The organism is Pseudomonas sp. CJQ_9, from assembly GCF_043106615.1.
Taxonomy (GTDB): Bacteria; Pseudomonadota; Gammaproteobacteria; order Pseudomonadales; family Pseudomonadaceae; genus Aquipseudomonas; species Aquipseudomonas juntendi.
On the sequence record NZ_JBICMS010000042.1, the window covers coordinates 20,662 to 32,412 of the forward strand.

Below are 11,751 nucleotides of genomic sequence, written 5' to 3' on the forward strand. Positions count from 1 at the left end.
ATGAACCTTTTTGACTTCTTTCGTGGCAGGCAGAAACAGACCAGCGCGTCGGTGGCGAAAGAGCGTCTACAGATCATCGTGGCGCACGAGCGCGGCCAGCGCAGCGAGCCGGACTACCTGCCGGAGCTGCAGAAAGAACTGCTGGAAGTGATCCGCAAGTATGTGAACATCGGCAATGATGATGTGCATATCGAGCTGGAGAACCAGGGCAGCTGCTCCATTCTGGAGCTGAACATCACCTTGCCAGATCGCTGATAAAGCGACCTGCCTGACCATTGGGGCTGCGTTGCAGCCCATCGCCGGCAAGCCAGCTGCCACAGGGTCCGCGTTGTACCTGTGGGGCTGGCTTGCCGGTGATGGGCCGCAAAGCGGCCCCATTGGTTTTCCCCGATATGACCGAGACCGAGCAATGCCGCTGTCGAACATCCAGATCCTGCACGAAGACGCCGCCATCCTGGTGATCAACAAGCCGACGCTGCTGCTGTCGGTGCCTGGCCGCGCCGACGACAACAAGGACTGCCTGATCACTCGCCTGCAGGAAAACGGCTACCCCGACGCCCTGATCGTGCACCGCCTGGACTGGGAAACGTCGGGCATCATCCTGCTGGCCCGCGATGCCGACAGCCACCGCGAGCTGTCGCGCCAGTTCCACGACCGTGAAACCGAAAAAGCCTACACCGCATTGTGCTGGGGCCAGCCGGCGCTGGACAGCGGCAGCATCGACCTGCCGCTGCGCTACGACCCGCCGACCAAGCCCCGCCACGTGGTGGACCATGAGCAAGGCAAGCATGCCCTGACCTTCTGGCGCATCGTAGAGCGCTGTGGCGACCACTGCCGGGTGGAGCTGACCCCGATCACCGGGCGTTCACACCAGTTGCGCGTGCACATGCTGTCGATCGGGCACCCGTTGCTGGGCGATCGCCTGTATGCCAACCCGCAGGCATTGGCGGCGCATGAGCGGTTGTGCCTGCACGCCTCGATGCTGAGCTTCACCCACCCGGTTTCCGGGCAACGGCTGAAGTTCGAGTGCCCTGCACCTTTTTAAGCTGCAAGCTGCAAGCTGCAAGCTTCAAGCTGCAAGAAAAAGCAAAGACAGATCGCGTGGAAGCTTGCTCCGCGGACTGCCTTTGCTTGAAGCTTGTAGCTTACGACTTGTAGCTTATGGCTTGTAGCTTATGGCTTGAAGCTTTTAGCTTGAAGCTCGAATTGGAGTGAGTTATGCGCGATGCACTGAATTCTGGCCTTATCGACTTTCTCAAGGCCTCCCCCACGCCCTTCCATGCCACCGCCAGCCTGGCCCAACGGCTGGAGGCAGCCGGTTACCAGCGCCTGGACGAGCGTGATAGCTGGGCCACAGTGCCGGGCGGGCGCTACTACGTTACCCGCAACGATTCGTCGATCATCGCCATCAAGTTGGGCAAGCAAGCCCCGCTACACCACGGTATCCGCATGGTCGGCGCGCATACCGACAGCCCTTGCCTGCGGGTCAAGCCGCAGCCCGAGCTGCAGCGCCAGGGCTTTTTGCAACTGGGTGTGGAAGTGTATGGTGGCGCCCTCCTGGCGCCGTGGTTTGACCGCGACCTGTCCCTGGCCGGGCGGGTCACCTACCGCCGTGATGGCAAGGTCGAAAGCCAACTGATCGACTTCAAACTGCCCCTTGCCATCATCCCCAACCTGGCCATCCACCTGAACCGCACCGCCAATGAGGGGTGGGCGATCAACCCGCAGAACGAACTGCCGCCGATCCTGGCCCAGGTGGCCGGTGACGAACGCATCGACTTCCGCGCCCTGCTCACCGAGCAACTGGCCCGCGAACACGAGCTGATCGCCGACGTGGTGCTGGACTACGAACTGAGCTTCTACGACACCCAGCAAGCCGCCCTGATCGGCCTGAACGGCGACTTCATCGCCGCGGCCCGCCTGGATAACCTGCTGTCGTGCTACGCCGGCCTGCAGGCACTGCTGGCCGCCGACAGCGACGAAACCTGCGTGCTGGTGTGCACCGACCATGAAGAGGTTGGAAGCTGCTCGGCCTGCGGCGCTGATGGCCCGATGCTGGAGCAGACCCTGCAACGCCTGCTGCCCGACGGCGACACCTACGTGCGCACCATCCAGCGCTCGCTGATGGTATCGGCCGACAACGCCCACGGCGTGCACCCCAACTATGCCGACAAGCACGACGGCAACCATGGGCCCAAACTCAACGCCGGGCCGGTGATCAAGGTGAACAACAACCAGCGTTACGCTACCAACAGCGAAACCGCAGGGTTCTTCCGCCACCTGTGCATGGCCGAAGAAGTGCCCGTGCAGAGCTTCGTGGTACGCAGCGACATGGGCTGTGGCTCGACCATCGGGCCGATCACGGCCAGCCACCTGGGTGTGCGCACCGTGGATATCGGTTTGCCGACCTTTGCCATGCACTCGATTCGCGAGCTGTGTGGTAGCCATGACCTGGCGCACCTGGTGAAGGTGCTGACAGCGTTCTACCGGTGCCGCGACCTGCCTTGAGGAGGCAGGTCTGGCCCTATCGCTGGCAAGCCAGCTCCCACAGGTCCCCACGATACCTGGGCCTGCAGGGGACCTGTGGGAGCAGGCTTGCCGGCGACAGGGCCTGGCCTGCTCAAGGTCAATTCCGCTTCGCTTGCCACCCGCTATGCTTGCTGCATGGCCCCACTGCAAAAGGATTGCTGTCCATGTCCCCGTTCCTGTCCCTGTTCGTGCCGGTTTTCCTGTTCCTGCTGTTGCTGACCGTTGGCTTCAGCATGCGCGAACGCAGCATCGGTGTGCTGATGATGTGGATCGGCACCTTGGGCATCTTCGGCCTTACCTGCTGGAAGATCCTCGAGAAACTGCCGACATAAACCTCTACACTCGGGCAATCGTTTGACCTGAGGTAGATTTGCCAGTGCCTGCCCTTCTGCGTTTCCTGTTCCTACTGTTCTTGCTGTTCATCACCCCGGTGCAGGCAGCGGGCCTGCCCAGCCTGCTGGGCAGCAGCGCGCCCGCGCAGCCGGAGGCCACCGAGCCACTGGGCAAGTCGCTGGACGAGGTGATCAAGAACCTCGAGAACGACCAGCAACGGGCCAAGCTGCTGGCCGACCTGAAAAAACTGCGCGATGCCACCCGGCAAACACAGCCCAGTGTCGAGCAAGGTGTGCTCGGCCTGATCGGCGGTGCGCTGAGTGACTTCGAAAAACAGTTCAGTGGCGATGCCAGCCCGTTCCACCGCTGGGCGGCGGAAATCGAACAGGCCCAGGTCGAGCTGACCGAGCTGATGGTGCCCGTGCACCAGTGGCCGGCCATCCTGTTTGGCTTTGCCGCGGTGATTGCCGTGTGGAGCCTGCTGGCCTACTTCTTCAACTGGGTCGGCCACCGCATACGCCTGCGATTTGGCCTGAGTGAAGAACTCCCACAACACCCACGCACCTGGGACCTGGTGCGCTTTGCTTTGCGCAAGCTGGGCCCCTGGCTGGTGGCGCTGGTGTTCACCGTGTACCTGAGCTTCGTGCTGCCGCCGTCACTGGGCAAATCGCTGGCCATGGTGCTGGCCTACGCGCTGGTGGTGGGCACCTGCTTCTCGGCGGTGTGCGTCATCGCCTTTTCGCTGCTCGACGGCCCGCACCGCCACCGCGCCCTGCATATCCTGCGGCACCAGGCGTTCCGGCCGCTGTGGTTGATCGGCAGCTTCGCCGCCTTTGGCGAGGCCATGAGCGACCCTCGCCTGCTGGTAGCGTTGGGTACCCACTTGGCGCATGCGCTGGCAACCCTGGCCAATGTGATTGCCGCCCTGTGTACCGGGCTGTTCATCCTGCGCTTCCGCCGGCCGATTGCCCACCTGATCCGCAACCAGCCGCTGTCCCGGCGCCTGACGCGGCGCACGCTCAGCGACACCATCGAGATCCTGGGCAGCTTCTGGTTCATTCCCGCACTGATCCTGGTGGCGATTTCACTGTTCGCCACCTTCGTTTCTGCCGGTGACACCAGCACCGCGCTGCGCCAGTCGCTGATGTGCACGGTGCTGGTGGTGGTGTGCATGGTGCTCAATGGCCTGGTGCGCCGGCATGCAGCCAACCCCAAGCGGGCGGCCAAGCGTCAGGCGGTCTATGCCGAACGCCTGCGCAACTTTGGCTACCTGCTGGTGCACATCCTCATCTGGCTGCTGTTCATCGAGCTGGGCCTGCGCGTGTGGGGCCTGTCGATGATCACCTTCGCCGAGGGCGACGGTCACGACATCAGCGTGCGCCTGCTGGGGCTGGCCGGCACGCTGATCGTCGCCTGGCTGGTGTGGATCCTGGCCGACACCGCCGTGCACCATGCCTTGGTGCGTTCGCGCCGGGGGCTGGCCAATGCCCGCGCGCAAACCATGATGCCGTTGATCCGCAACGTGATGTTCGTGGTCATCTTCATCATTGCCGTGATCGTGGCCCTGGCCAACATGGGCATGAACGTGACCCCGCTGCTGGCCGGTGCCGGCGTGATCGGCCTGGCCATCGGCTTTGGCGCGCAGTCGCTGGTGGCCGACCTGATCACCGGGCTGTTCATCATCATCGAAGACTCGCTGGCCATCGACGACTACGTGGATGTCGGCGGCCACCTGGGCACCGTCGAGGGGCTGACCATTCGCACTGTGCGCCTGCGCGATATCGACGGCATCGTGCACACCATTCCGTTCAGCGAAATCAAGAGCATCAAGAACTACTCGCGGGAGTTCGGCTACGCGATCTTCCGGGTGGCGATCCCGCACAGCATGAACATCGACCAGGCCATCACGCTGATTCGCGAAGTCGGGCAAAAACTGCGCAACGACCCACTGATGCGCCGCAATATCTGGTCGCCGCTGGAGCTGCAGGGGGTGGAAAGCTTCGAGTCGGGTTCGGCGGTGTTGCGGGCACGGTTCAAGACCGCGCCGATCAAGCAGTGGGAAGTGTCGCGGGCGTTCAACCTGGCGCTGAAGCGGCAGCTGGACGAGGCCGGGCTGGACCTGGCGACGCCACGGTTGTCGGTGCAGGTGGTGACCGCTGGGGGTGGCGGGATGGCGGAAACCGGTTCCTCCAGTTAGGGCCTCTTCGCGGGCTTGCCCGCTCCCACAGGGTAATCACAGTGTTCAAGGCCTGTGCAGTACCTGTGGGAGCGGGCAAGCCCGCGAAGCAGCCAACACCCTAGCCCGCCTGGGCACGAATACGAATGGCATCATGCCGCCAATACTCCAGGTCACAGTCGATCAGGTGCCCATACTGGTCACTGTTGACCCGGGTAATGTGCAGCCCCGGGCTCCCCGCCGATACTTTCAACGCCCCCGCCGCTTCGACCGGCAATGCCGTTGGCAGGATCTCGAAACACACCTGCCCATACTCGATGCCATACACCCGCCCATAGATCTCGGTCAGCGACTGCGCCAGGTCATGCTCGAGGATGTCCGGAAAATACCGGGGGTCGAGGTAGTGCTCGGCATACAACACTGCCCGCCCATCAATGCGCCGCAACCGGCAGATGCGCACCACACTGGACAACGCCGGCAACTGCAGGCGCGCGCAGATGGCCGCCGAGGCTGGCTGCAGTCGCGCCGACAGCAGCTCGGTGGTGGCCACGCGCCCCTGGGCGCGCACCATGGCATGGAAGTGGCTGCGTTCGATGAGGTCGTAGGTCAGGCGCTGCGGCGCCACAAACCAGCCGCGCCGCTCTTCGCGGTAGATCAGGCCCTGGGCTTCCAGCTGCACCAGCGCCTCGCGCAGGGTAATGCGCGTAGTGCCAAACAGCTCGCTCAGCCGGCGCTCGGCCGGCAATTTGCCGCCCGGCTCCAGCAAGCCGTGCTCGATCTGCTCCTGCAGGGCATGGCAGATGGCTGTTACCGCACGCGGGGGCGTCGACTGCATCAAAAGGTTACCTATCTGGACTAGTCCAGCCCCACTAAGGGGCCTGTGAAGATTAGTGCAGCCTAGGCAGGGCTGATGAATATCCTGTGACAAGCGCCTGCCGCGACCCTTGCCAGAAACGCGCCAATGCCGCCCGACCGGTTGAATTCCGTGGTCTACGCTTTAGTCGCAGGGCCGTTGCCGGTGTTCCCCTACATCAAATTGTCACGCAAGCGGCCTACCTTGGCTCAAGGTTTGCTGACCTAGACCAACGGTCACCAGACAACCCCTTCACTCCTAACAACGATCGCTACAGGCACCCATACCAAGGAGCTTCGGATGAAAAAGTTGTTCATGGCGTCACTGCTCGGTTCGGCCATTACCCTGTGCACCTCGGCGCTGGCCGCCGGCCCTGACCTCAAAGCCCTGGAAGACGCCGCCCGCAAGGAAGGCACCATCAACAGCGTGGGCATGCCCGATGCCTGGGCCAACTGGAAAGGCACCTGGGAAGACCTGGCCAGCAAATATGGCCTCAAGCACAGCGACACCGACATGAGCTCGGCGCAGGAGCTGGCCAAGTTCGAGGCCGAGAAAGACAACGCCAGCGCCGATATCGGTGACGTGGGCGCCGCCTTCGGCCCGATTGCAGTGGCCAAGGGTGTCAGCCAACCGTACAAGCCCAGCACCTGGGACCAGGTGCCGGCATGGGCCAAGGACGAAGACGGCCACTGGGCACTGGCCTATACCGGCACCATCGCCTTCATCATCAACAAAGACCTGGTCAAGGAAGGCGAACGCCCGAAAACCTGGCACGACCTGGAGGAAGGCAAGTACAAGGTCGCCATCGGTGACGTCAGCACCGCTGCCCAGGCGGCCAACGGGGTGTTGGCAGCAGCGATCGCTTACAAGGGTGACGAGACCAACCTGGCCCCAGGCCTGCAACTGTTTACCAAGCTGGCCCAGCAGAAGCGCCTGTCCCTGGCGAACCCGACCATCCAGACCCTTGAAAAGGGTGAAGTCGAAGTGGGCGTGGTATGGGACTTCAACGGCCTGAGCTACCGCGAGCAGATCGACCCAAAGCGTTTTGAAGTGCTGATCCCGGCCGACGGCTCGGTGATTTCCGGCTATACCACGGTGATCAACAAATACGCCAAGCACCCCAATGCTGCCAAGCTGACGCGTGAATACATCTTCAGCGACGCCGGGCAGATCAACCTGGCCAAGGGGCACGCACGGCCGATCCGGGCCGAGCACATGAAGCTGCCGGAAGACGTGCAGGCCAAACTGCTGCCCAACGAGCAGTACGGTGCGGCGCAGCCGATCAAGAATGCCGAAGCCTGGGAAACGACCTCGAAGAAGCTGCCGCAATTGTGGCAGGAGCAGGTGATCATCGAGATGGAATGAAGAAGCTTCAAGTTTCAAGCTGCAAGCTACAAGTGGAAGCCGGTGTGCGCCATGCCGGCTTCTTCTTGCAGCTTGTAGCTTGCAACTTTCAGCTTTCAGCTTTCAGCTTTCAGCTTTCAGCTTTCAGCTAGAACCGCCTGCAGCTCATTGGGAGCCACCATGCAACACAACGTCATCCTGGTCCTGCTCGACGGCCTCAACTACCAGGTCGCCCACCATGCCATGGGCCACCTGCACGCTTATGTCGAAGCCGACCGCGCCGCGCTGTACCGCGTGGAATGCGAATTGCCATCGCTGTCACGGCCGTTGTACGAGTGCATCCTCACCGGCGTAGCGCCGATCGACAGCGGTATCGTGCATAACGGCGTCAACCGCCTGTCCAACCAACGCAGCGTGTTCCACTACGCGCGCGAGGCCAACCTGGGCACGGCGGCAGCGGCCTATCACTGGATGAGCGAGCTGTACAACCGCGCCCCTTTCGACCCGCAGCGCGACCGCCATACCCACGCGCCGAAGCTGCCGATCCAGCACGGGCTGTTCTATTGGGACGACCGTTACCCCGACTCACACCTGCTGGCCGACGGCGAGTACCTGCGCCGGCGGCACGCCCCGAACTTTCTGCTGCTGCACCCCATGAGCATCGATGATGTCGGGCACCACCATGGCCTGGACAGCAGCCAGTACCGCAATGCCGCGCGCAGCGTCGACATCCTGCTGGCCGACTACCTGCCAGGCTGGCTCGAAGAGGGCTACCAGGTACTGGTCACTGCCGACCACGGCATGAACAACGACCGCTCGCACAATGGCTTGCTCACCGAGGAACGCGAAGTGCCGCTGTTCGTCTTTGGCGAAGCCTTCAGCCTTGACCCGGCCGCCAAGCCACAGCAGACCGAGCTATGCGGCACCATCTGCGAGCTGCTGGGCGTGGCGCACGACAAAACGGTATGCAGGGAGTTGCTCAAGTGAACCGCAGCCGCTACCTGGCCTTGCTGTGCCTACTGCCGTTCGCGGTGTTCTTCGTCATCTTCCAGATCGCCCCGCTGGCCTGGGTGGCGATCAACAGCGTGCAGTCGGAAGCCGGCTGGGGCCTGGCCAACTTCAGCAAGGTGTTCACCTCTAAGTTCTACCTGCAGGCACTGCAACGCAGCCTGGAGATCAGCTTCTGGTCAAGCCTGTTCGGTATCGTCATCGCGACCCTCGGTGCTTATTCGCTGCGCCAGGTAGACTCGAGGCTGCGCGACTTCGTCAGCGCTTTCGCCAACATGACCAGCAACTTCGCCGGGGTGCCGCTGGCCTTTGCCTTCATCATCCTGCTCGGTTTCAACGGCGCACTGACCCTGCTGCTGAAGCAGATCGGCCTGCTGGAAGACTTCAGCATCTATTCCAGAAACGGCCTGATCCTGGTGTACACCTACTTCCAGATCCCGCTGGGCGTGCTGCTGCTGTACCCGGCATTCGACGCGCTGCGCGAAGACTGGCGTGAATCGGCGGCACTGCTGGGCGCCAGCCACTGGCAGTTCTGGCGGCACATCGGCCTGCCGGTGCTGACCCCGGCCCTGCTGGGCACCTTCGTCATCCTGCTGGCCAATGCCCTTGGCGCGTACGCCACCGTGTACGCGCTGACCACTGGCAACTTCAACGTACTGCCGATCCGCATCGCTGGCTTGGTGGCCGGGGATATCAGCCTCGATCCCAACCTGGCCAGCGCGCTGGCAATGGTCCTGGTAGGGCTGATGACGCTGGTCACGGTGGTGCACCAATGGCTACTGAAACGGAGCTACCATGCGCGCTGAAACCCGTGCCGGCGGCTGGTACCACCGCGCCGTGGTCTACCTGCTGTTCCTGATTTTGCTGTTGCCCCTGGCCGGCACCCTGCTCTACTCGCTGGCCACCAGTTGGTCGGCCAGCCTGCTGCCCAGCGGCCTGACGTTCAAGTGGTACCTCGCGCTGTGGAGCGAACCCCGCTTCCTGGCGGCGTTCGGCCAGTCGCTGCTGGTCTGCGTGGGGGCGCTGCTGCTGTCGGTGGTGCTGATCCTGCCCCTGTTGTTCGTGGTCCACTACCACTTCCCCAGGCTCGACGGGCTGATGAACATCCTGATCCTGCTGCCCTTCGCGGTACCGCCGGTGGTGTCGTCGGTAGGGCTGCTGCAGCTGTACGGCAGCGGGCCGATGGCCATGGTCGGCACGCCGTGGATCCTGATCGGCTGCTACTTCACCATCGCCTTGCCGTTCATGTACCGGGCCATCACCAACAACCTGCAGGCCATTCACCTGCACGACCTGATGGACGCAGCCCAGCTGCTCGGCGCCAGCACCTGGCAAGCCGCACTGCTGGTGGTGCTGCCTAACCTGCGCAAGGGCCTGATGGTGGCGCTGTTGCTGTCGTTCTCGTTCCTGTTCGGGGAATTCGTGTTCGCCAACCTGCTGGTCGGCACCCGCTACGAGACCCTGCAGGTGTACCTGAACAACATGCGCAACAGCAGTGGCCACTTCAACAGCGCGCTGGTGATTTCCTACTTCGCCTTCGTGCTGATATTGACCTGGGTTGCCAACCGCCTGAACAAGGACAAGACCTGACATGAGCTTCGTCAGCGTACAGCAATTGCACAAGAGCTATGCCGGCAACACGGTTTTCGAGAACATCGACTGCCACATCGAGCGCGGCGAATTCGTCACCCTGCTCGGCCCCTCCGGGTGCGGCAAGTCCACGCTGCTGCGTTGCATCGCCGGGCTCACCCCGGTGGACCGCGGGCAGATCCTGCTGGACGGCCACGACATCGTGCCGCTGAGCCCGCAGCAACGCGGCATCGGCATGGTGTTCCAGAGTTACGCGCTGTTCCCCAACATGACCGTGGAGCAGAACGTTGCCTTTGGCCTGCGCATGCAGAAGGTCAAGGCCGAGGAAAGCCAGCGGCGCGTGCGCGAGGCACTTGACCTGGTCGAGCTGGGCACCTTTGCCGGGCGCTACCCGCACCAGTTGTCGGGCGGCCAGTGCCAGCGCGTGGCCTTGGCCCGCTCGCTGGTCACCCGGCCACGCCTGCTGCTGCTCGACGAGCCGCTGTCGGCACTGGATGCACGTATCCGCAAGCACCTGCGCGAGCAAATTCGCGCGATCCAGCGCGAACTGGGGCTGACGACCATCTTCGTCACCCACGACCAGGAGGAGGCGCTGACCATGTCGGACCGTATCTTCCTGATGAACCAGGGGCGCATTGTGCAAAGCGGCGATGCCGAAACCCTTTACACTGCGCCGGTGGACCTGTTTGCCGCAGGCTTTATCGGCAACTACAACCTGCTTGACGCGGACAGCGCCAGCCGCCTGCTGCAACGGCCGGTGGCCTGCCGCCTGGCGATCCGCCCGGAATCCATCACCTTGGGCCTGGCGGGTGAGCGCGACGCCGAGGTACGCAGCCATAGCCTGCTGGGCAACGTGATCCGCTACCGCGTTCAAGTGCGTGGCGTGGAACTGGTGGTCGACGTACTCAACCGCTCACCGGCCGACCTGCATGCAGACGGGCAACGGGTGAGTCTGTCGATCGACCCCACGGCGCTACGCGAAGTGGCCTAAGGAGATGCAACACCATGGCATTGGCAATTTTCGATCTGGACGAAACCCTGATCCACGGCGACTGCGCGTCGCTGTGGAGTGAACAGATGGCCCGCTTGGGCTGGGTCGATGGCAAGGAATTCCTGCGCCGCGACCATGAGCTGATGGAAGCGTACGGCAAAGGCCACCTGCAGATGGAGGACTACATGGCCTTCAGCCTGGAGCCGATTGCCGGGCGCACCTTGGAAGAGGTCGAGCACCTGGTGGAGCCGTGGGTTGAAGAGGTGATCGAGCCAATCATCTACGGTGACGCCTGCCGCTGCATTGCCGAGCACCGCAAGCGCGGTGACCGCATCCTGATCATTTCGGCTTCAGGCACGCACCTGGTCGGGCCGATTGCGGCGCGGCTGGGGGTGGATGAGTACCTGGCGATCGAGCTGGAGGCGGTGAACGGGGTGTATACCGGCAACACCCATGGGGTACTGACCTACCGCGAAGGCAAGATTACCCGGCTGCTGGAATGGCTGGACCAGGAGCAGGAGAACCTGGAGGGGGCGAGTTTCTATTCCGATTCGAGGAATGACCTGCCGTTGTTGTTGAAGGTGGATCACCCTTATGCGGTGAACCCGGATGGGGTGTTGCGCGAGCATGCTGAGAAGAATGGCTGGCCTGTTTTGAGTTGGACTTGAGGGCCGTAGGGGCGCTTTGCGCCCCGTTCGCGACACAAGGCCGCGCCTACAAGCAAATGCAACCTCCTGTAGGAGCAACCGTCTTTCTCAAAATTCGAAAAGCCTGCGTGATTCGTTCACCCGCGAAACGGCCAGGCCTGCGGGCCAGTTTCTGCCAGGCATTGTGCATTGCCGGCACCACCGTATTCGCGGGTGAACCCGCTCCTACATCGATCGATGATGCCGGCCGGCCCCGCAGGGCTACCGGCCACCCCAGCCC

Annotated in this window: 12 protein-coding genes; 11 read left to right on the plus strand and 1 reads right to left on the minus strand. The window is 63.0% G+C overall.

Going from position 1 to position 11,751, the window contains the following annotated elements; all coding sequences use genetic code 11:
* The 5 genes from minE to ACF8SD_RS07625 all read left to right on the plus strand — a co-directional run bounded on the left by minE (nucleotide 1) and on the right by ACF8SD_RS07625 (nucleotide 5,059).
* On the plus strand, nucleotides 1–255 hold the full coding sequence (gene minE / locus ACF8SD_RS07605; protein WP_009682849.1) for a cell division topological specificity factor MinE: 255 nt from the start codon (nucleotides 1–3) through the stop codon (nucleotides 253–255).
* 154 nt (nucleotides 256–409) lie between these two features.
* Nucleotides 410–1,045 carry an RluA family pseudouridine synthase gene (locus tag ACF8SD_RS07610; RefSeq protein ID WP_029885883.1) on the plus strand — a complete coding sequence of 212 codons (636 nt, stop codon included), beginning with the start codon at nucleotides 410–412 and terminating at the stop codon, nucleotides 1,043–1,045.
* Nucleotides 1,046–1,218: 173 nt separating this feature from the next.
* On the plus strand, nucleotides 1,219–2,508 hold the full coding sequence (locus ACF8SD_RS07615; RefSeq protein ID WP_173887874.1) for a M18 family aminopeptidase: 1,290 nt from the start codon (nucleotides 1,219–1,221) through the stop codon (nucleotides 2,506–2,508).
* A gap of 185 nt (nucleotides 2,509–2,693) precedes the next feature.
* Complete coding sequence (locus ACF8SD_RS07620; RefSeq protein ID WP_009686254.1) at nucleotides 2,694–2,861, plus strand: hypothetical protein; 168 nt, start codon at nucleotides 2,694–2,696, stop codon at nucleotides 2,859–2,861.
* A 44-nt stretch (nucleotides 2,862–2,905) separates the two neighbouring features.
* Nucleotides 2,906–5,059: a mechanosensitive ion channel family protein gene (locus tag ACF8SD_RS07625; RefSeq protein WP_173887873.1), complete on the plus strand. Its 2,154-nt coding sequence runs from the start codon at nucleotides 2,906–2,908 to the stop codon at nucleotides 5,057–5,059.
* A gap of 100 nt (nucleotides 5,060–5,159) precedes the next feature.
* On the opposite strand, the gene ACF8SD_RS07630 is transcribed toward ACF8SD_RS07625, so the two are convergent.
* Nucleotides 5,160–5,873, minus strand: coding sequence for a UTRA domain-containing protein (locus ACF8SD_RS07630; protein WP_173887872.1), 714 nt, complete (start codon nucleotides 5,871–5,873; stop codon nucleotides 5,160–5,162).
* 318 nt (nucleotides 5,874–6,191) lie between these two features.
* On the opposite strand from ACF8SD_RS07630, the gene ACF8SD_RS07635 reads away from it, so the two are divergent.
* The 6 genes from ACF8SD_RS07635 (at nucleotide 6,192) to ACF8SD_RS07660 (ending at nucleotide 11,492) form a co-directional block, all read left to right on the plus strand.
* Nucleotides 6,192–7,256, plus strand: a complete 1,065-nt coding sequence (locus ACF8SD_RS07635) for an ABC transporter substrate-binding protein (RefSeq protein WP_392484149.1) — start codon at nucleotides 6,192–6,194, stop codon at nucleotides 7,254–7,256.
* 159 nt (nucleotides 7,257–7,415) lie between these two features.
* Nucleotides 7,416–8,222, plus strand: a complete 807-nt coding sequence (locus ACF8SD_RS07640; RefSeq protein ID WP_173887870.1) for an alkaline phosphatase family protein — start codon at nucleotides 7,416–7,418, stop codon at nucleotides 8,220–8,222.
* Nucleotides 8,201–9,049: an ABC transporter permease subunit gene (locus ACF8SD_RS07645; protein WP_173887869.1), complete on the plus strand. Its 849-nt coding sequence runs from the start codon at nucleotides 8,201–8,203 to the stop codon at nucleotides 9,047–9,049. The genes ACF8SD_RS07640 and ACF8SD_RS07645 overlap by 22 nt, the downstream gene beginning before the upstream one ends.
* On the plus strand, nucleotides 9,039–9,833 hold the full coding sequence (locus ACF8SD_RS07650) for an ABC transporter permease (protein WP_173887868.1): 795 nt from the start codon (nucleotides 9,039–9,041) through the stop codon (nucleotides 9,831–9,833). Before ACF8SD_RS07645 ends, ACF8SD_RS07650 begins: the two co-directional genes overlap by 11 nt.
* Nucleotide 9,834: 1 nt before the next feature.
* On the plus strand, nucleotides 9,835–10,824 hold the full coding sequence (locus ACF8SD_RS07655; protein ID WP_392484150.1) for an ABC transporter ATP-binding protein: 990 nt from the start codon (nucleotides 9,835–9,837) through the stop codon (nucleotides 10,822–10,824).
* Between the two features lie 14 nt (nucleotides 10,825–10,838).
* Complete coding sequence (locus ACF8SD_RS07660; RefSeq protein WP_029885876.1) at nucleotides 10,839–11,492, plus strand: HAD family phosphatase; 654 nt, start codon at nucleotides 10,839–10,841, stop codon at nucleotides 11,490–11,492.
* Nucleotides 11,493–11,751: the final 259 nt, after the last annotated feature.

What these genes read in the sequence shown, in the direction of transcription:
- minE (WP_009682849.1), top strand. Translation starts at nt 1, where the DNA reads ATGAACCTTTTTGACTTCTTTCGTGGCAGGCAGAAACAGACCAGCGCG.
- ACF8SD_RS07610 (WP_029885883.1), top strand. Translation starts at nt 410, where the DNA reads ATGCCGCTGTCGAACATCCAGATCCTGCACGAAGACGCCGCCATCCTG.
- ACF8SD_RS07615 (WP_173887874.1), top strand. Translation starts at nt 1,219, where the DNA reads ATGCGCGATGCACTGAATTCTGGCCTTATCGACTTTCTCAAGGCCTCC.
- ACF8SD_RS07620 (WP_009686254.1), top strand. Translation starts at nt 2,694, where the DNA reads ATGTCCCCGTTCCTGTCCCTGTTCGTGCCGGTTTTCCTGTTCCTGCTG.
- ACF8SD_RS07630 (WP_173887872.1), bottom strand. Translation starts at nt 5,873, where the DNA reads ATGCAGTCGACGCCCCCGCGTGCGGTAACAGCCATCTGCCATGCCCTG.
- ACF8SD_RS07635 (WP_392484149.1), top strand. Translation starts at nt 6,192, where the DNA reads ATGAAAAAGTTGTTCATGGCGTCACTGCTCGGTTCGGCCATTACCCTG.
- ACF8SD_RS07640 (WP_173887870.1), top strand. Translation starts at nt 7,416, where the DNA reads ATGCAACACAACGTCATCCTGGTCCTGCTCGACGGCCTCAACTACCAG.
- ACF8SD_RS07645 (WP_173887869.1), top strand. Translation starts at nt 8,201, where the DNA reads ATGCAGGGAGTTGCTCAAGTGAACCGCAGCCGCTACCTGGCCTTGCTG.
- ACF8SD_RS07650 (WP_173887868.1), top strand. Translation starts at nt 9,039, where the DNA reads ATGCGCGCTGAAACCCGTGCCGGCGGCTGGTACCACCGCGCCGTGGTC.
- ACF8SD_RS07655 (WP_392484150.1), top strand. Translation starts at nt 9,835, where the DNA reads ATGAGCTTCGTCAGCGTACAGCAATTGCACAAGAGCTATGCCGGCAAC.
- ACF8SD_RS07660 (WP_029885876.1), top strand. Translation starts at nt 10,839, where the DNA reads ATGGCATTGGCAATTTTCGATCTGGACGAAACCCTGATCCACGGCGAC.